The following is an 18,440-nucleotide window of genomic DNA, read 5'->3' as shown; positions in this document are numbered from 1 at the left end:
TTGATAATGACGGTAACAAGCATGTTAGACAATGTTTTGAGAATTGCCACACGCCAAAGCCCCCTTGCGCTCTGGCAGGCACATTATGTCAAAGACGCCTTAATGGCAAACCACCCCGGTCTGATCGTGGAACTGGTTCCTATGGTAACCCGTGGCGATGTGATCCTTGATACCCCACTGGCGAAGGTCGGGGGGAAAGGGTTGTTTGTTAAAGAGCTGGAAGTCGCGCTGCTGGAAAAACGCGCCGATATCGCCGTGCATTCCATGAAGGATGTGCCGGTTGAATTCCCTGACGGTCTTGGGCTGGTCACCATTTGTGAGCGAGAGGATCCGCGCGATGCTTTCGTCTCAAATAAGTACAACACGTTGGATGAACTCCCCGCAGGCAGCATCGTCGGGACATCCAGTTTGCGCCGCCAGTGCCAGTTGGCGAAGCGTCGCCCGGATCTCGTCATCCGTTCGCTGCGCGGCAACGTAGGCACGCGCCTCAGCAAACTGGATAACGGCGATTATGACGCCATTATTCTGGCGGTCGCCGGATTAAAACGTTTAGGTCTTGAGTCGCGAGTCCGCACCGCTCTGCCGCCGGAAGTCTCCCTGCCCGCTGTCGGGCAAGGCGCAGTAGGCATAGAATGTCGACTGGATGATATGCGCACTCAGGCGCTGTTAGCGCCGCTCAACCATGAAGAGACCGCGCTACGCGTCAAAGCAGAACGCGCCATGAACACCCGCCTGGAAGGGGGATGTCAGGTACCTATTGGTAGCTATGCCGAAATCATCGACGGTGAGATTTGGCTACGTGCGCTGGTCGGCGCGCCAGACGGTTCACAGATGGTATGCGGAGAACGTCGCGGCGCTACACAAGATGCCGAACAGATGGGCATCTCTCTGGCAGAAGAACTGCTGGAGAACGGTGCGCGCGCCATTCTGGCGGAAGTTTATAACGGAGAAGCCCCCGCATGAGTATTCTGGTCACCCGCCCGTCTCCCGCAGGGGAAGAGTTAGTGAGCCGACTGCGCACACTGGGGCAGGTGGCCTGGAGTTTTCCGCTCATCGAGTTTTCACCTGGTCGGGAACTGGCAACGGTTGCTTCCCGACTGTCGGCGCTGACGGAGAACGATCTGGTCTTCGCTCTCTCGCAGCACGCCGTCACCTTTGCAGATGCCGAGCTTCGCCAGCAAGAGAAAAGCTGGCCATCCCTTCCGCGTTATTTTGCCATTGGCCGTACAACGGCGCTGGCGCTGCATACTGTTAGCGGCTTCAATATTCACTACCCTCTGGATCGGGAAATTAGCGAAGTCTTGCTACAATTACCTGAATTACAAAATATTGCGGGAAAACGCGCGCTTATATTACGCGGCAACGGTGGCCGGGAGCTGATAGGTGAAACCCTGACGGCACGCGGAGCCGATGTCGATTTTTGTGAATGTTATCAACGCAGTGCAAAACATTACGATGGTGCGGAAGAAGCTATGCGCTGGCAATCCCGTGGCGTAACCACGGTGGTTGTCACCAGCGGAGAGATGCTACAACAGCTCTGGTCGCTCATTCCGCAGTGGTATCGTGAGCACTGGTTACTACGCTGTCGGCTGTTGGTCGTCAGTGAGCGTCTGGCGCACCTCGCCCGGGAACTGGGCTGGCAAGATATTAAGGTCGCTGATAACGCCGACAACGATGCGCTACTACGCGCATTACAATAACTCTCATAATGGGATGCCATAATGACGGAACAAGAAAAATCCTCCGCCGTGGTTGAAGAGACCAGGGAGGCCGTGGAAACCACGTCACAGCCAGTCAATACTGAAAAGAAGAGTAAGAACAGCACGGCGCTGATTCTGAGCGCTGTGGCGATTGCTATTGCGCTGGCTGCAGGCGTTGGGCTGTACGGCTGGGGGAAACAACAGGCAACAACACAAACGGCAACCAGCGATGCGCTGGCGAACCAGCTGACGGCGCTGCAAAAAGCGCAGGAAAGCCAAAAAGCTGAGCTGGAAGGCATTATTAAACAGCAGGCAACACAGCTGGATGAAGCCACTCGCCAGCAGGCCGCGCTGGTCAAACAGCTTGATGAAGTCCAGCAAAAAGTCGCCACCATCTCCGGCAGCGATGCTGGCACATGGCTGCTGGCGCAGGCTGATTTTCTGGTGAAACTGGCCGGTCGTAAATTATGGAGCGATCAGGACGTCACCACCGCCGCTGCGCTGTTGAAAAGCGCCGACGCCAGCCTGGCGGATATGAACGACCCGAGCTTAATTACCGCGCGACGTGCGATTACTGACGACATCGCGAGCCTCTCCGCGGTGACTCAGGTCGACTATGACGGCATTATCCTGAAAGTGAATCAGCTCTCTAATCAGATTGATAACCTGCGTCTGGCCGACAACGACACCGACGATTCTCCAATGGACTCTGACAGCAGCGAGCTTTCCAGTTCGATTAGTGAATGGCGCGTCAATCTGCAAAAAAGCTGGCAGAACTTTATGGACAGCTTTATCACTATTCGCCGTCGTGATGAAACCGCCGTCCCGCTGCTGGCACCGAACCAGGATGTTTACTTACGTGAGAACATCCGTTCTCGTCTGTTAGTGGCCGCACAGGCCGTGCCGCGTCATCAGGAAGAAACATACCGCCAGGCGCTGGAAAATGTCTCCACATGGGTGCGTGCTTACTACGACACCGACGATGCAGCGACCAAAGCGTTCCTTGAAGAAGTAGACCAACTGAGCCAGCAAAGCATCAGTATGGATGTTCCGGAAACGCTGCAGAGCCAGGCTATTCTCGACAAGTTAATGCAGACCCGCGTACGTAATTTACTGGCGCAGCCTGCCACAGCACCGGTAGCAGTAGCACCTGCGCCAGCGCCTTCGACAGATGCTCCGGCAACCGCGCCGCAAGGAGAATAATGATGCTAAAAGTATTGTTGCTCTTTGTGCTGTTGATCGCCGGGATCGTCGTCGGTCCGATGATAGCCGGTCATCAGGGTTACGTGCTGATCCAGACGGATAACTACAATATCGAAACCAGCGTTACGGGCCTGGTGATCATCCTTATCGTCGCCATGGTCGTCCTGTTTGCGATTGAATGGCTGTTGCGCCGAATCTTCCGCACCGGCGCACATACCCGTGGGTGGTTTGTGGGTCGTAAGCGACGTCGCGCCCGTAAGCAGACCGAACAGGCGCTGCTCAAACTGGCAGAAGGTGACTATCAGCAGGTTGAGAAGCTGATGTCGAAAAATGCCGATCATGCAGAACAGCCGGTAGTGAATTACCTGCTGGCGGCAGAAGCGGCTCAGCAGCGCGGTGACGAAGCGCGCGCCAACCAACACCTTGAGCGTGCTGCCGAACTGGCCGGAAATGATACGATCCCGGTAGAAATCGCTCGCGTTCGCCTGCAACTGGCGCGTAATGAAAATCACGCCGCACGCCACAGCGTAGACAAACTGCTGGAAGTGACGCCACGTCATCCGGAAGTGCTGCGTCTGGCTGAGCAGGCCTACATTCGCACCGGCGCATGGAGTTCCTTGCTGGATATCATCCCATCCATGGCAAAAGCGCATGTGGGTGATGATGAGCACCGCGCCATGCTGGAACAACAGGCATGGGTTGGCTTGATGGATCAAGTCCGCGCCGATCAGGGCAGCGAGGGGCTGCGTGCATGGTGGAAAAACCAGAGCCGTAAAACCCGTCATCAGGTTGCTTTGCAGGTAGCGATGGCTGAACATCTGATTGAGTGTGACGATCACGATACGGCGCAGCAGGTCATCATTGATGGTTTGAAACGTCAGTACGATGACCGCCTGGTGCTGCCGATCCCGCGTCTGAAAACCAATAATCCGGAACAGATAGAAAAAGTGCTGCGCCAGCAGATTAAAGCCGTGGGCGATCGCCCGTTGCTGTGGAGTACGCTGGGTCAGTCGTTAATGAAGCATGGGGAATGGCAGGAAGCTACGCTCGCCTTCCGTGCTGCTCTCAAACAGCGCCCGGATGCCTATGACTACGCCTGGCTTGCTGACGCGCTGGACAGACTGCACCAGCCGGAAGAAGCCGCCACCATGCGCCGTGATGGCCTGATGTTGACGCTGCAGAACAACAATCCCCCGCAGTAATTCCCTCTTGCCCGGTGGCGCCTCGCTTACCGGGCCTACATATTTTTCAATCGCATAAACAAAATCCTTCGAGAAGTCACTTGAAGGATTTTGTTTATGCATAAAAAAACGCCCGCTCGGTAAGGAGCAGGCGTTAAACAGGTCTGTATGACAACATAAATGGGTGCTTCACTCAACGTTATGTCCATGGTGTTTGATGAGGCCTGAGCGACATCTGTCTGTGGACGATAAGCACCGTAAACGGCTCTGCATCATTCCTGAGTTTATGAGGCCAGATGGCGAACATAAGAGATGGAATGAGCATCTACCCGCATATTATTGCACAACGCATGCCACGATTGCACTGCAAAAACCAGGTATTCGGACTTTTTAAGACTTCAGGAAATTCGCAGATGCGCAGGCTAAGAAGGGAAAATCTGAAAACAAAAAACCCCGCCGAAGCGGGGTTCAAAATTGGTCGGCGAGAGAGGATTCGAACCTCCGACCCACTGGTCCCAAACCAGTTGCGCTACCAAGCTGCGCTACTCGCCGTTTTACTGCTTTTTGAATTTTTAGTTCAATTCTTTAAGTCGTGGTGCGAGGGGGGGGACTCGAACCCCCACATCCTAAGGACACTAACACCTGAAGCTAGCGCGTCTACCAATTCCGCCACCTTCGCATTTCACAACTTTAAATTAATGGGGTGGCTAATGGGATTCGAACCCACGACAACTGGAATCACAATCCAGGGCTCTACCAACTGAGCTATAGCCACCACTGCAAATCTTTTACGCGGTATTAAAACCACCGCAGCTCTGGCACCCTACTAAATGGTGCGCCCGACAGGATTCGAACCTGAGACCTCTGCCTCCGGAGGGCAGCGCTCTATCCAGCTGAGCTACGGGCGCTTAGCGCCGTTGCGGGGCTGGATATTACGGAGGTCTCGGTCTTCTGTCTAGTGCTTTTTTAAAATAAATTATCGTTTGGTCATGGTTTGTGCGTTTTGTCGCTTATTCCCGCAATTTATGGGCTGTGCCATGACGATTCAGACCAAAAACCTTATAAATGAGCGTCACGGCCAGTAAGAAACCCATGCCAACAAAAAGCGACATTCGGGTATCTTCATTAAAGTACATGCCAATTAATACGCAAATCAGGAACGCCATCGTCAAATAATTCGCCCACGGGAACAGAATGGAGCGGAATGGATGACTGGCAATCGCCGCTTTATGCGCCTGACGGAAACGCAACTGGCTTATCAGGATCACAAACCACGGCACCATCCCCGGCAACACGCTGGCGCTATAGACATAAACAAACACGCGCTGCGGGTTAGGAATGATGTAGTTCAGGCATGAGCCAATCAGCAGGATCGCGATAGAAATAGCCACTCCGGCAACCGGCACACCATGGCGTGATACTTTTCCAACAACGGCAGGAAGCTGGCGATTCTTTGCCAGCGCGTAGAGCATACGCCCACAGCTGTACATGCCGCTGTTACAGCCAGACAGCGCCGCCGTCAGCACCACAAAGTTAATAATCCCTGCCGCAGCAGTAATACCAATCTTGGCAAAGGTGAGAACAAACGGGCTGCCGTTGCTGCCAATCTCATTCCACGGGAAAATAGTGACGATGACAAAAATCGCACCAACGTAGAAAATCAGAATGCGCCACAGCACTTTACCCACCGCGCTACGCAGCGTGACCTGTGGATTCTTCGCTTCCCCTGCAGTGATGCCGATCAGCTCCACGCCCTGGTAAGACGCCACAACAATACACAATGCCGTCAGGAAGCCCTTCCAGCCCCCAGCAAAGAAGCCACCGTGCTCGGTCAGGTTGCCAAAACCAATCGCCTGGCCACCATTGCCAAAGCCGAAGAAAATCACCCCAACCCCAATGACAATCATCACAATGATGGTGGTCACTTTGATCATGGCAAACCAGAACTCAATTTCACCATACAGGCGAACCGCAGCGAGGTTTGCCAACGCAACCAGTCCGACCGCGATCAGTGCGGGTATCCATTGCGCCATTTCCGGAAACCAGAACTGCACATACACCCCGATGGCGGTAATCTCTGAGATCCCCACAGCCATCCACATAAACCAGTATGACCAGGCGGTGAGATAGCCAAAGAAGGGGCTCATATAACGGTGAGCGTAAACAGCGAATGAACCTGCAACCGGCTCGAGGAATAACATCTCCCCCATAGAACGCATAATGAAAAACACGAACAGCCCGGCGACGATATACGCCAACAGAACCGAAGGTCCCGCCCATTTAAGGGTACTGGCGGCCCCCATAAATAGCCCAACGCCAATAGTGCCCCCAAGGGCAATTAATTCGATGTGACGAGCCTCCAGCCCACGCTGTAGCTCAGGTTTGTTCTCAGCCATAAATCCTCTTGATGTGTTTGCATGCTGTCCGGTATTACCGGTTCTCGTTATGGGTACATCTTGTTATGCCATAACAGGCCATGCGGCACCGACCGCTTTACGGTTGGCGCCAAAAACACCACGGCACTGCAATGATTGTTGCGAATGGTTTCCTAAAATCGCTTAAATGGCAATTAAAGCATTCAAAAAATGAATAGATTGTGCGAGAAAGCAGCGATTATGTTGTGAATAAGTAGCGTAATTAGCAGATCACGCTACTTATCAGAGGAGAGAGCGTCAGAGGTTGCCGGTATAGTGCCAGCGGAGATAGCGCAACAAACGAAGTTGACGGGTGATACGGCTCGGCTGCGACAATAAGCGATACAGCCACTCCAGCCCCAGATTTTGCCAGATTTTAGGCGCACGCTTAACGTGACCGGTAAAGACGTCGTAGGTGCCCCCTACGCCCATATACAGCGCGTCAGGGTGAGTCTTGCGGCAATCACGCATAAAGATCTCTTGTTTTGGCGAGCCCATCGCCACCGTCACAATTTGCGCACCGCTGGCGTGAATACGCTCAAACAACGCCTGACGCTGCTCTGGGGTAAAATAACCGTCCTGACTACCCACAATATTCACGCGCCACTGCGCACGTAGTTTTGCTTCTGTTTGTGCCAGAACTTCAGGCTTGCCACCAACCAGGAAAACTGGCGTTCCGTTTTGCCCAGCTCGCGCCATCAGCGCTTCCCAAAGGTCAGCTCCGGCCACGCGTGAAACCTGCGCCTGTGGGAATTTTTTGCGCACCGAACGCACCACGCTAATCCCATCCGCATACTTGAACTCCGCGGCGTTGATCAGCTCCCTCACTTCAGGGTTATCTTCTGCTGTCAGCATCTTCTCAGCGTTGATAGCCACCAGCGTTCCTGACCTGAGGTGTCCTTCGGCAAACAGGTAATTCAGCGCATGTTGCATATCGCGCCAGCCAATCAGTTGTAATCCGCGCAGCGAATACAGCGGCGCAGTTGTGTTATCTGTCATTACGATCCTTCAATCTGTGTCCGGGGCAGCGATTTGATTCGTTTATGAATGAGTCCCGCGCTATCAAACAGCCAGAACAACAATTTTGCCACCAGTAGGCAAACGCCGAAAATCACGAGGAAAAAGACCACTCGTGAGACAAACGAATCCAGCCCTTCACGTGCCAAAACGATCATATTGAAAATGGCGCCAAAACAGAAACTGTGCAAAATCGCCGCCTTATAGCGATTGGTTTCGCGATTGCCAAGCTCATACAGCCAGTCGAACCACTTGATGATGAGCCCAACAACAATCGCGCCTAATGGTATAAACAGCGCCCCGCCCATCACCACCAGTGAACCAATTAACGTCGGCGAAATCGCCAGTCCTGAGTGGTTGTTCAACACTTCCCAGGTAAAGTAGTTCGCTGAATTGAGTACAATACTCGGCCGCCCAGGCCACAGCCAGGAGGGAATAAAGACGTAGAAGTCACGGACGATCGGCGCCAGCCCCTGGAACTCAATATTGTGGTAATTCTGCAGCAATAGCGCCAGGTTCTCCCACGGTGAGAAGGTGTCGCGCGTAAGGTACAGGAACGTATAGAACGCCTCATCGCCGCTAACGCTCATTCCGTAGCGCTTCAACGCCAGCCAGAACATCCCGACAATGCCCAACACGCCTGCAGCGGCCAACATCCACAGCGAAATCCAGCCGCGAATAATGCCGATAAACAAGAAGATGGCAAACGCGATAATGATATTGGCGCGCGTCCCACCCACAATCATATAGGTCAGCAAACCAAACGCGACGGTACTCACGAGGAAGAACACCCACGCTTTGCTGTCCTGACGCAGGAAATAAACCACCAGCATTGCCGGAATGAAGAAGTAGAAGAAACGCTTCAGAGCGACGCCAGAGACCTCACTGGAAAAAATCTGGCTATAGGATTGCAGTCTGAACAGCAGGAATCCGTTGTGCATAAAGAAGATGCCCACGCTCACCAGCGCAATCGCCATCAGAATAACCCAGGTCAAATGGGCTTCAACGCGATTGATGGTAAACAGCGGCCTGCGCGGCTTATCATCTACTCGTTTGCGCAAGCGCGTTTTATACGTCACGTAGTAGACGGCATAGAAACAGGCGGCTGACAGCAAGGCCTGCAGCAGGATCTCCGGCGGAGCCACTGCCACATCAAAGCGGAACACCAGGATGCTGGTTAACGGGAATCCGAAGAAGAACGTCAGCAAGAACAACAATGAGAAGAAAACATTGAAGTTAAAACGCACGCGGCGGAACTCAAACCAGGTCAGCGTGGCGATAAACAAGGTGGAGAGCAGCCAGACCACCAGAAGACCGCTGAATTGCATCAGGCTCATACGGTTTCTCCTGAAGCAATGCGCAGCGCGTTGTGCCACGGCTGCAGATAATTCGGGCTAAAGAAGGTAATAGTATTTTTATCTACCGATGCCAACTGGCGCTGCGCTTCACGTACGACGCCTTCATTGAGATCATCAGTGGTGAATAACACCGGAAGATTTTGTTCCACCATATCCTGCCAGAAGGGATTTTCACGGTTGAGCACGCATGGGATACCCGCCTGGATCAGCAAACACAGGGTACCGATTCCCTGTTGACGGGCAAAAATAAAGTAACCCAAATCGCATTGACGCAATAACGCGAGATAAGCGTCAAATTCCAGCTTTTCACTCAAAATTTGCAGATTATCAGCGCTAAATAACGCCAGGCCAGCCTGGCGAACCTCGTCGATATAGGCCGCATTATTGGCGGGATAACCCATCGGCACAATCACATTCACCGTGTCGCCAAACTGCTGATGAACGGCGCGAAGCGCGGCAACATGCTCATTGCTGCGATCGCCAGAGTTGCCAACCAGCACCGTCATCTTGCCGCTGCGCTGGCAATCATTGTTCATGTTATTGAGTGAAGGATCCATTCGCGTTGGGAAATAGAGCAACTCACCCCGCACACGGGGATGTTGCTCGGCGAAATAACGTAAATCGCCCCGTGTGGCAAACACGCAGCCCACACGATTCTGCGCCATGCGGCGAATCGGGTAAAACAGGCGGAATTTCAGTCCACTGGAGACTTCGTATAAATCAGCGCCCCAGATATGCCAGTAAAACTGCGCCGGTTTAATCCCGCCACTCAGCAGCGCCAGCCACAGGCTGGTGTTGAACTGACCGTGGAAGAAGAAACGCTGTTGGCGATCCGCTTTCGCTTTCGCGATCACAGCGTCAGCAAGCGCCTTTTTCCCGCTGTAGAAGCTTAGCGATAACGCCGGGCAGCTCTCACTGAGTCCCGCATCCTGACCGGCAACCATAAACGTGCGCGCATGCTCGCTCGTCGCGGCCAGCGAGTCGTTGAAAAACCGCAACACGGTTTGGTTATGGTGAGGGATATCCGATCCCAGAACGTGAATCAGTACAGTCATGCCCGCCTACGCCAGAGTAAAAACACGCCACAACAAAGAGAAAAATAGACGATGTACGTTGCCATATAAGCCTGTGCCGCTCCCAGCGCACCGTGTGCAGGGATCAGCCAGTGAGCAAACACCGTCAATAACATGAACTGGCTAATTTCAGCCAAAATATAAAACCGCAGCGATGCTTTCGCGATCACCAGATACCCAAAGACATACGCCCCAACTTTCAGTACATCGCCGACCAGTTGCCAGGCAAACAGATCGCGCATGGCGGTGAATTTTGCGGAGAAAAGCAGCCAGATCGCAAAATCACGCAGCAACCAAACAGTAAAGCTCGCAGCGGCAACCGCCGGTAACACGAACTTCAGCGACTTAATCACCTCGCGCGTAATGTCGCGCTTTTCGGTCAGTCGCGACAACGTCGGAAGCAAGTAAACGCTGAATGAGGCGGTAATGAATTGCAGATAAGCATCAGAGATACTGCTTACTCCCTGCCAAATCCCTACATCATCCCAACTGTACTGCGCCGCCAGCAGGTTTCGCATCATCACGTATGCCACAGGCAGCGTTACGGAGGTAATCAGCGCCATCAGGGTAAACTTGCTTAGCTGTCCAGCCAGACCGTTATCCCACGAGGGTTTCAGGTAATGCAGGGGAATCGCCCCACGCTTAATCAGCATAATAGCGGCGGGGATAACGACCAACGCGGGCACTAACGCCAGACCCAGCAAAGCGCCTTCATACCCTCCCAGGCGATAACAGCCATAATAAGCCACCACGCCTACCAGGCTACCCACAATCAACGACAGCGCGTTACCCGCCGCATCGCGAAAGCCCTTCATCAACGCCAGCAGCAGGTTCGCCCAGGCAATACCCATCTGCACCAGCGCAACCAGTCTTACCAGCCCCTGATAATGAGTATGGCCAAACAATCCCTGACTGATTGGCGCGGCCGCCAGCAGGAAAATCACCGCCATCAGCGTAGAGAATCCCAGCACAATCGCGGAAGATGTACCGACCACCTTACGGAGCCGGGTCGGATCGTCATGATGCTGCGCAACGTATTTCGTGACGCCATTGAAAATGCCGGCCCCCGCCAGGACACCAAGCACGGTGACCATCTGGCGGAAGTTACCCGCCTGCCCCACGCCTGCCGGGCCAAACGACACCGCCAGCAGCTTCACGACCAGCAAACCTGCACCAATTTTTACCAGCGTACTGGCTGCCGTCCATAAGGACGCTTTAGCAAGCGACATATCAGGCGAAGTAGTTGAGTAAGGTCGAAATGACCGTTCGCTGGTTTACTGGCGACAGGTTGTAAAACAGCGGCAAGCGCAGCAGACGCTCGCTCTCTTTAGTGGTGAAACGATCAACACCGGCAAATACGCCGAATTTATCGCCAGCCGGACAATCATGTAGCGGGATATAGTGGAACACCGCCATAATTTCAGCTTCTTTCAAGAAGTTAATCAACGCCGTGCGATCGTCGATATCGCGCAGCTTGATATAAAACATATGGGCATTCTGCACGCAGTTTTCCGGGACAGAAGGCAGATCAATGCGTCCGGCACGCGCCAGCGGTTCGAGAGCATCATAGTAGTTCTGCCACAGCGCCAGACGCTGCTGGTTAATACGGTCAGCCGCTTCCAGTTGTGCCCACAGATAGGCAGCCTGCAGATCGGACATCAGATAGCTGGAGCCAATATCACGCCAGGTATACTTATCCACCTGACCGCGGAAAAACTGGCTGCGGTTAGTTCCTTTTTCACGGATGATCTCTGCACGTTCCACTAATTTTTTATCATTAATCAGCGTCGCACCACCTTCACCGCCTGCGGTATAGTTTTTGGTCTCATGGAAGCTAAAGCAACCGATGTGACCAATCGTCCCCAGCGCCCGACCTTTGTAAGTCGACATGACGCCCTGGGCTGCATCTTCCACGACAAACAGGTTATGTTTGGTCGCCAGCGCCATGATGGTATCCATTTCACAGGCTACGCCCGCGTAATGCACCGGAACAATAGCGCGGGTCTTGTCGGTGATCGCCGCTTCAATCTGCGTTTCGTCAATGTTCATGGTATCCGGGCGGATATCAACAAAGACAATTTTCGCACCGCGCAGCACGAAAGCATTGGCCGTGGAGACAAACGTATAGCTCGGCATAATGACTTCATCGCCAGGCTGGATATCCAGCAGCAATGCCGCCATCTCAAGCGATGCGGTGCAGGAAGGCGTCAGCAATACTTTCTCGCTGCCAAAATGCTGTTCCAGCCACTGTTGGCAGCGACGGGTAAAACCACCGTCGCCACACAGTTTGCCGCTGTTCATCGCAGACTGCATGTAATCGAGTTCAGTGCCCACCACCGGCGGTGCGTTAAATGGAATCATCGTGTCACCTGTATAACCAATACGCGGTGCTTTCCACATTCGCACCACTGTGTATATAACGTTTAAGCGCGGCGGTATTGCCCATTTGGGTCGCCACGCGCAATGTTGTTTTACCGCGAGCCTGCGCCCAGCAAAGGGCAGCCTGCATCAATTCTGCTCCCGCCCCACGCCCGGCCAGCAGGCCAATTCGCGCATCGGTCGCATTCAGTTCACGCAGCGAGACATAGCCACGAATATCACCTGCCGGTGTACGAAAAACGAGGCATTGATGATCGAACGTCCCCAGCACCGCGTTTTCAATCCACTGCGCATAAAAACGCGTGCTGGCATCTGCGGCATACCACGGGGTACGAAAACGACTTTGCGCGAACGCCTGCCCTGCCAGTTGGCGTAATGCAGGGATATCCGTAGTTTGTGCGATCTGCGCACCGGGGTCGCCATGCGCACACATCACCGGCAGCACAAAATCCACTTCACCTTCAACCAGTGAGAAGCCCAACTGTTGCAGGGCGTCTAATTCATGGGTATTGGCGGCAGGAATTTTTGCCTGTACCCGCGACCAGGGCTGCAACATATCCGCAGTCAGAACCGGCGCGTGTTGGTCAAAACGCACAATGGCGCTATTCACGCCAAAGAACGTATTTTCCCAGCTAAGCGGCTCAATACTGGCGCGGACGAGCACGGAGCAGCTCCAGCAGGTATTGACCATAACCCGTTTTGGCCAGTGAACTGGCAGCACGCTTCACGCCTTCGTCATCCAGCCAACCGTTACGCCAGGCGATTTCTTCCAGACAGGCTATTTTAAAGCCCTGGCGTTTTTCCACCGTCTGCACAAAAGTACTCGCTTCGATAAGACTGTCGTGCGTACCGGTATCCAGCCAGGCAAAGCCACGCCCGAGCAATTCTACCGTCAGATGTCCGTCATCAAGATACATCTGGTTGATAGACGTAATCTCCAGCTCCCCACGCTCAGAAGGTTTTACGCGTTTTGCATATTCCACCACCTTGCTGTCATAGAAATAGAGACCAGTCACTGCCCAGTTGGATTTTGGTGCTTTCGGCTTCTCTTCCAGCGAAATAGCTCGAAAATTGTCGTCAAACTCCACGACACCAAAACGTTCAGGATCCATCACCTGGTAACCAAACACCGTCGCGCCTTGCGTTCTGGCGGCTACGTGACGCAGTTTTGGACTGAATCCCTGACCAAAGAAGATATTGTCTCCTAACACCAGACATGATGGTTCACCGTTAAGGAACGTTTCACCAATGATAAACGCCTGTGCTAATCCATCCGGACTGGGTTGCTCAGCATAGTGCAATTCAATGCCGAACTCAGATCCATCGCCCAGTAAGCGCTGGAAATAGCCTTTATCTTCCGGTGTAGTGATAATCAGGATTTCGCGAATTCCCGCCAGCATCAATACTGATAACGGGTAGTAAATCATCGGCTTATCGTAAATAGGCAATAGCTGCTTCGATACGCCACGCGTAATGGGATACAGGCGAGTACCTGAGCCACCCGCCAGAATGATACCTTTCATGCGTTGTCTCCTCCGGGAGCCAAAACCAGGCTGTTAGCCCTTCAGACCTAAACGTTCGCCCTGGTAACTGCCGTCCTGCACGGGTTTCCACCATGCCTGATTAGCCAGATACCATTGCACGGTTTTGCGCATTCCGCTTTCAAACGTTTCTTGCGGCATCCAGCCTAGTTCACGCGCAATTTTCGACGCGTCAATGGCATAACGCAAATCATGACCCGGGCGATCGTCCACAAAAGCGATCAAGTCGCGGTACTGCGCGATACCCTGCGGCTTTTGCGGTGCCAGCTCTTCCAACAGGCTGCAAACCGTTTCGACAACTTCCAGGTTTTTACGCTCGTTATGGCCACCGATATTATAGGTTTCTCCCACCGCGCCCGTTGTCGCCACACAATAGAGCGCCCTGGCGTGATCTTCTACATACAACCAGTCACGGATCTGTTGCCCATTGCCGTAAACCGGCAACGGCTTCCCCGCCAATGCGTTGAGGATCATCAGCGGAATCAGTTTTTCCGGGAAATGGTACGGACCATAGTTGTTAGAACAGTTGGTTATCAGCGTTGGCAGACCGTAGGTACGCAGCCAGGCGCGAACCAGATGATCGCTGCTGGCTTTCGACGCGGAATAAGGGCTGCTCGGTGCATACGGTGTGGTTTCAGTGAAGAAATCATCTGTAGAATGCAGGTCGCCATACACCTCGTCAGTCGAGATATGGTGGAAACGAAACGCTGATTTTTTCTCGCTGGTTAAATCACTCCAGTAAGCGCGCGCCGCTTCCAACAGCGTGTAGGTTCCCACGATGTTAGTTTCGATGAAGGCGGCCGGACCATCAATTGAGCGATCGACGTGGCTTTCTGCCGCCAGATGCATCACGCAGTCCGGCTGATAGTGTTGAAACACCCTGTCGAGCGAAGCTCGATCGCAGATATCGACTTTCTCAAAGGTAAAACGAGGATTCTGTGCAACCAGCTCCAGCGACATCAGGTTTCCGGCATAGGTCAGCTTATCGACCACAATTGCCGCATCCTGAGTCTCCTGAATGATATGCCGTACAACCGCCGAGCCGATGAATCCCGCTCCACCGGTAACCAGAATTCGTTTCATTAGCGCCAGACCCCTTTGGTATCAACGATATATTGCTGGTGAACCGCATCGCCTTTAATGGCTTTAAATTCATTATGGTCGACCAGCAAGACCAGCACATCGGCGCTAGCCAGGGCATCGTCCAGCGCTGCCAGTTGGCACAGACCGTCCAGTTTTTTCGGCAGTTGATGGATGTTCGGTTCCACCACCAATGTTTCGCCTTTGTGCCAATGCGCGATGCTTTGCGCAATTCCCATCGCCGGGCTTTCACGTAAGTCATCAATATTCGGTTTAAATGCCAGACCAAAACAGGCAATTTTCACTTCGCTGGCCCGTTTATTAGTATCCGCCAGACAGTCGGCCACGGCAGCTTTTACCTGATCAACCACCCAATGAGGCTTACCGTCGTTTACCTCACGCGCGGTGCGAATCAATTTCGCCTGCTGCGGGTTCTGCGCCACGATAAACCACGGATCAACCGCGATACAGTGCCCGCCAACCCCCGGACCCGGTTGTAAAATATTCACGCGCGGATGGCGATTTGCCAGTCGAATCAGTTCCCAGACGTTGATCCCCTGATCGGCGCAAATCAGCGACAACTCATTGGCGAAAGCGATATTGACGTCGCGGAAGCTATTTTCAGTCAGTTTGCACATTTCCGCCGTACGGGCGTTGGTCACGACACATTCGCCCTCCAGGAAAATGTTGTACAGTTCGCTAGCACGCGCGGAACAGACGGAGGTCATTCCCCCAATCACGCGGTCGTTTTTAATCAGTTCAACCATCACCTGGCCCGGCAGCACTCGCTCTGGGCAATAAGCAATGTTAACGTCCGCGTGTTCACCGACTTGCTGTGGGAAAGTCAGGTCAGGACGCATTTCAGCCAGCCATGTGGCCATCTGTTCAGTGGCCCCGACAGGCGACGTCGATTCAAGGATCACCAACGCGCCTTTTTTCAGCACCGGTGCAAGAGATTTAGCCGCGGCTTCCACATAAACCATATCGGGTTCGTGCTCCCCTTTAAACGGAGTAGGCACAGCAATCAGATAGGCATCCGCATCTACAGGGGTTGTGGTCGCACGCAGAAATCCATTTTCGACCGCCGTTTTCACCACGGCGCCCAAATCTGGCTCAACGATATGAATTTCACCGCGATTAATGGTATCCACCGCGTGTTGATTTACATCTACGCCAATCACATGCTTTTGACGGGAAGCAAAGGCAGCCGCCGTCGGCAGTCCGATATAACCCAGCCCAATGACAGAAATGGTCGTAAAACTCATAGCGATATCCGATTATTTTTTAACGCGTGTAAAATGCGGCCACATGCCTGCCCGTCACCATACGGATTATGGGCGCGGCTCATGGTCTGATATTCATTGTCGTCATGCAGCAAACGCGTGACTTCTTCGACAATACGCTGCGGGTCGGTCCCTACCAGACGTACTGTGCCTGCAGTAATCGCTTCCGGACGTTCCGTCGTTTCGCGCATCACCAGTACCGGTTTCCCCAGAGATGGGGCTTCTTCCTGAATCCCGCCAGAGTCGGTAAGGATCAGCCAGGCGTGATTCATCAGCCAGACAAACGGCATATAATCCTGCGGTTCAATCAGGATGATGTTTTCAACGTGCCCCAGAATGCGATTAACCGGTTCGCTGACGTTAGGATTCAGGTGCACCGGATAGACAATCTGTACGTTCTGATTGGCCGCGGCAATTTCCGCCAGCGCATGACAAATGTGTTCAAAACCACGACCGAAGCTTTCCCGACGATGACCGGTCACCAGTATCATCTTTTTATCCGAGCTCAGGAATGGGTAATGCTCTGCCAGTTCAGCTCGTAATGCATCACTCGCCAGTACGCGATCGCGTACCCAGATCAACGCATCAATAACCGTATTACCTGTAACGAAGATACGGCTATCAGAAATGTTTTCCCGTAACAGGTTTTGGCGCGAGTTTTCTGTTGGTGCAAAATGATACATCGCCAGATGCCCGGTCAGCGTACGGTTCGCCTCTTCCGGCCAGGGAGAGTAGAGATCGCCTGTACGTAAGCCTGCCTCCACATGCCCTACCGGGATGCGCTGATAGAACGCGGCCAGGCTAGTAGCAATGGTGGTTGTGGTATCGCCGTGAACTAACACAACGTCAGGTTTAAAATCAGCCAGAATTGGCTTTAATCCTTCCAGTATTCGGCAGGTAATTTCTGTTAGTCCCTGACCTGGCTGCATAATATTGAGATCGTAGTCAGGTACAATGGAAAAGAGGTTCAACACCTGATCGAGCATCTCCCGATGCTGCGCCGTGACGCAAACTTTTGCCTCAAAATCAGGATCTTTTGCCAGCGCATGAACCAGAGGTGCCATTTTTATGGCCTCCGGTCGCGTGCCAAATACAGTCAGTACTTTCACATCGATTCTCTTCGGATTGGCAGTGAGGGCCCAGCCCCTCACTGCAACGATATTGCTAAATCGTGCGGCGACGGGTTAACGCGACACCAGCACCGATCAGAGCCCCAACGATGCCCCACATAATCATCAGGAAGGCACGACGAGGGCTGTCACGTTTTACCGGTTCCTCCGGCGTACGCAAATAACGATAGGTCTGAAAACGCGGATCCAGAGTTGGCCCAACGTTCAGTGTGTTAAGCATGGCTCGGTTTTGGAAGTAGTCCAGATCGAAATCGGGACCAACAGATTGCAGGTTTTCGAGTCGTGCCTGCAGCATAGGACGTCCAAGCAAAAACAGTTCAGAATCGGGTAGCTCTTCAGCCGGAACGTCAGTGGAAGTACGCGAAATATTATGCTGTTCAGCAATTTTGAGAGCCTGCTCAATGTTGTGAACTCGGCGAGAGAAAATCGATTTCGCCACTTCTTCCTGGCGTTTAACCTGCGCCTTCATCTGCACAGTGCGCGCAGCCCAGGCTCCCTTTAACTCGTCGTTCAGATGACGCGCCGCACGCTGACTGGCAAACGCGACGTACTGACGCAACAGATTGTTGGCATCAGGTGCCGTTTCGGCAATCAACTTCACGCTGTCATTAGTATTACGAACCGCATCGCCGGGCATAAACTGAATGTTATTAATCAGTTCATCCAGCATCGCCGCATCGGCTTTACTGTTCCCCACCATACGTTGCTTGTAGTAATCAGTCTGCTGCCAGAATTCACGGCGCGTATCCCATGAGGCAAGCTGCATGATAAATTCTTTATAGGCCTCATCCATCACTGACGGCTGATCCGCAGATGCGAGACTGGCCTTGATGTCCAGGTTACGTAAGAACTGCTGCTGAGAGTAATAGCCGCCCAACATATTAACCGTTGGCCTGTCTGAAATCGCCGTCGCGCTCCACTCCTGACGAGCAAAAAACGTATAGGCGAGAGCGACTAACGCGAAGGCGAGAGCCATACCGACGATCCACACCTTCCCTGTCCACAAAGTACGAAACAACCCACGGATGTCCAGTTCATTTTCAGCGCTCATGGCATGTTCCCCCGGTAATGGTTGTGTCAT

General features: G+C 53.2%; 16 protein-coding genes and 4 tRNA genes. 4 read left to right on the top strand and 16 right to left on the bottom strand.

The window, feature by feature from the left end; translation table 11 throughout:
• Window positions 1-21: 21 nt before the first annotated feature.
• Genes hemC through hemY form a run of 4 tightly spaced genes read left to right on the top strand, consistent with a single transcriptional unit; the run spans window position 22 to window position 4,105 of the window.
• The gene (hemC, locus tag OGX96_RS00985; protein WP_003841203.1) at window positions 22-963 is read left to right on the top strand and encodes a hydroxymethylbilane synthase; all 942 of its coding nucleotides are present in this window, start codon (window positions 22-24) and stop codon (window positions 961-963) included.
• The gene (gene hemD / locus OGX96_RS00980) at window positions 960-1,700 is read left to right on the top strand and encodes a uroporphyrinogen-III synthase (RefSeq protein WP_003828974.1); all 741 of its coding nucleotides are present in this window, start codon (window positions 960-962) and stop codon (window positions 1,698-1,700) included. The genes hemC and hemD overlap by 4 nt, the downstream gene beginning before the upstream one ends.
• A 21-nt stretch (window positions 1,701-1,721) precedes the next feature.
• A complete protein-coding gene (gene hemX / locus OGX96_RS00975) occupies window positions 1,722-2,903 on the top strand; it encodes a uroporphyrinogen-III C-methyltransferase (protein ID WP_137377526.1) in 1,182 nt (393 codons plus the stop codon).
• Between the two features lie 2 nt (window positions 2,904-2,905).
• Window positions 2,906-4,105 carry a protoheme IX biogenesis protein HemY gene (gene hemY / locus OGX96_RS00970; protein WP_048215221.1) on the top strand — a complete coding sequence of 400 codons (1,200 nt, stop codon included), beginning with the start codon at window positions 2,906-2,908 and terminating at the stop codon, window positions 4,103-4,105.
• Between the two features lie 454 nt (window positions 4,106-4,559).
• Here the strand turns inward: hemY and OGX96_RS00965 are convergent.
• The 16 genes from OGX96_RS00965 to wzzE form a co-directional block, all read right to left on the bottom strand.
• Window positions 4,560-4,636 (bottom strand) — tRNA-Pro (locus tag OGX96_RS00965).
• Between the two features lie 41 nt (window positions 4,637-4,677).
• Window positions 4,678-4,763 (bottom strand) — tRNA-Leu (locus OGX96_RS00960).
• 20 nt (window positions 4,764-4,783) lie between these two features.
• A tRNA-His gene (locus OGX96_RS00955) sits at window positions 4,784-4,859 on the bottom strand.
• Between the two features lie 56 nt (window positions 4,860-4,915).
• A tRNA-Arg gene (locus OGX96_RS00950) sits at window positions 4,916-4,992 on the bottom strand.
• 102 nt (window positions 4,993-5,094) lie between these two features.
• Window positions 5,095-6,480, bottom strand: a complete 1,386-nt coding sequence (gene thrP / locus OGX96_RS00945) for a bifunctional threonine/serine APC transporter ThrP (protein WP_003828980.1) — start codon at window positions 6,478-6,480, stop codon at window positions 5,095-5,097.
• A gap of 276 nt (window positions 6,481-6,756) precedes the next feature.
• The gene (wecG, locus tag OGX96_RS00940) at window positions 6,757-7,497 is read right to left on the bottom strand and encodes a lipopolysaccharide N-acetylmannosaminouronosyltransferase (protein ID WP_003017964.1); all 741 of its coding nucleotides are present in this window, start codon (window positions 7,495-7,497) and stop codon (window positions 6,757-6,759) included.
• A complete protein-coding gene (wzyE, locus tag OGX96_RS00935) occupies window positions 7,497-8,852 on the bottom strand; it encodes an ECA oligosaccharide polymerase (protein ID WP_020996101.1) in 1,356 nt (451 codons plus the stop codon). Before wzyE ends, wecG begins: the two co-directional genes overlap by 1 nt.
• Window positions 8,849-9,928, bottom strand: a complete 1,080-nt coding sequence (locus OGX96_RS00930) for a TDP-N-acetylfucosamine:lipid II N-acetylfucosaminyltransferase (RefSeq protein WP_103284530.1) — start codon at window positions 9,926-9,928, stop codon at window positions 8,849-8,851. Before OGX96_RS00930 ends, wzyE begins: the two co-directional genes overlap by 4 nt.
• Complete coding sequence (wzxE, locus tag OGX96_RS00925) at window positions 9,925-11,175, bottom strand: lipid III flippase WzxE (RefSeq protein WP_198803099.1); 1,251 nt, start codon at window positions 11,173-11,175, stop codon at window positions 9,925-9,927. The genes OGX96_RS00930 and wzxE overlap by 4 nt, the downstream gene beginning before the upstream one ends.
• A gap of 1 nt (window position 11,176) precedes the next feature.
• Window positions 11,177-12,307, bottom strand: coding sequence for a dTDP-4-amino-4,6-dideoxygalactose transaminase (gene rffA / locus OGX96_RS00920; protein WP_048227519.1), 1,131 nt, complete (start codon window positions 12,305-12,307; stop codon window positions 11,177-11,179).
• 4 nt (window positions 12,308-12,311) lie between these two features.
• Window positions 12,312-12,989 (bottom strand): dTDP-4-amino-4,6-dideoxy-D-galactose acyltransferase, encoded by a 678-nt coding sequence (gene rffC / locus OGX96_RS00915; protein WP_198803101.1) that lies wholly within the window; start codon window positions 12,987-12,989, stop codon window positions 12,312-12,314.
• Window positions 12,967-13,848, bottom strand: a complete 882-nt coding sequence (gene rfbA, locus OGX96_RS00910) for a glucose-1-phosphate thymidylyltransferase RfbA (RefSeq protein WP_032945685.1) — start codon at window positions 13,846-13,848, stop codon at window positions 12,967-12,969. The genes rffC and rfbA overlap by 23 nt, the downstream gene beginning before the upstream one ends.
• A 33-nt stretch (window positions 13,849-13,881) precedes the next feature.
• A complete protein-coding gene (rffG, locus tag OGX96_RS00905) occupies window positions 13,882-14,949 on the bottom strand; it encodes a dTDP-glucose 4,6-dehydratase (protein WP_198803103.1) in 1,068 nt (355 codons plus the stop codon).
• Window positions 14,949-16,211, bottom strand: a complete 1,263-nt coding sequence (gene wecC, locus OGX96_RS00900; protein ID WP_008787073.1) for a UDP-N-acetyl-D-mannosamine dehydrogenase — start codon at window positions 16,209-16,211, stop codon at window positions 14,949-14,951. Before wecC ends, rffG begins: the two co-directional genes overlap by 1 nt.
• Window positions 16,208-17,338 (bottom strand): non-hydrolyzing UDP-N-acetylglucosamine 2-epimerase, encoded by a 1,131-nt coding sequence (gene wecB / locus OGX96_RS00895; RefSeq protein WP_048237107.1) that lies wholly within the window; start codon window positions 17,336-17,338, stop codon window positions 16,208-16,210. Before wecB ends, wecC begins: the two co-directional genes overlap by 4 nt.
• A 55-nt stretch (window positions 17,339-17,393) precedes the next feature.
• The gene (gene wzzE, locus OGX96_RS00890; RefSeq protein WP_003829003.1) at window positions 17,394-18,440 is read right to left on the bottom strand and encodes an ECA polysaccharide chain length modulation protein; all 1,047 of its coding nucleotides are present in this window, start codon (window positions 18,438-18,440) and stop codon (window positions 17,394-17,396) included.

Source organism: Citrobacter sp. Cpo100 (genome assembly GCF_030332595.1).
Classification (GTDB): domain Bacteria; phylum Pseudomonadota; class Gammaproteobacteria; order Enterobacterales; family Enterobacteriaceae; genus Citrobacter; species Citrobacter portucalensis.
The sequence above is the reverse complement of the archived record's forward strand: the minus strand, read 5'-3'. Positions and strand labels throughout refer to the sequence as shown.

Bases quoted from the DNA above. Each gene is read 5' to 3' on its own strand.
- hemC (WP_003841203.1), top strand. From the start codon at position 22: ATGTTAGACAATGTTTTGAGAATTGCCACACGCCAAAGCCCCCTTGCG.
- hemD (WP_003828974.1), top strand. From the start codon at position 960: ATGAGTATTCTGGTCACCCGCCCGTCTCCCGCAGGGGAAGAGTTAGTG.
- hemX (WP_137377526.1), top strand. From the start codon at position 1,722: ATGACGGAACAAGAAAAATCCTCCGCCGTGGTTGAAGAGACCAGGGAG.
- hemY (WP_048215221.1), top strand. From the start codon at position 2,906: ATGCTAAAAGTATTGTTGCTCTTTGTGCTGTTGATCGCCGGGATCGTC.
- thrP (WP_003828980.1), bottom strand. From the start codon at position 6,480: ATGGCTGAGAACAAACCTGAGCTACAGCGTGGGCTGGAGGCTCGTCAC.
- wecG (WP_003017964.1), bottom strand. From the start codon at position 7,497: ATGACAGATAACACAACTGCGCCGCTGTATTCGCTGCGCGGATTACAA.
- wzyE (WP_020996101.1), bottom strand. From the start codon at position 8,852: ATGAGCCTGATGCAATTCAGCGGTCTTCTGGTGGTCTGGCTGCTCTCC.
- OGX96_RS00930 (WP_103284530.1), bottom strand. From the start codon at position 9,928: ATGACTGTACTGATTCACGTTCTGGGATCGGATATCCCTCACCATAAC.
- wzxE (WP_198803099.1), bottom strand. From the start codon at position 11,175: ATGTCGCTTGCTAAAGCGTCCTTATGGACGGCAGCCAGTACGCTGGTA.
- rffA (WP_048227519.1), bottom strand. From the start codon at position 12,307: ATGATTCCATTTAACGCACCGCCGGTGGTGGGCACTGAACTCGATTAC.
- rfbA (WP_032945685.1), bottom strand. From the start codon at position 13,848: ATGAAAGGTATCATTCTGGCGGGTGGCTCAGGTACTCGCCTGTATCCC.
- rffG (WP_198803103.1), bottom strand. From the start codon at position 14,949: ATGAAACGAATTCTGGTTACCGGTGGAGCGGGATTCATCGGCTCGGCG.
- wecC (WP_008787073.1), bottom strand. From the start codon at position 16,211: ATGAGTTTTACGACCATTTCTGTCATTGGGCTGGGTTATATCGGACTG.
- wzzE (WP_003829003.1), bottom strand. From the start codon at position 18,440: ATGACACAACCATTACCGGGGGAACATGCCATGAGCGCTGAAAATGAA.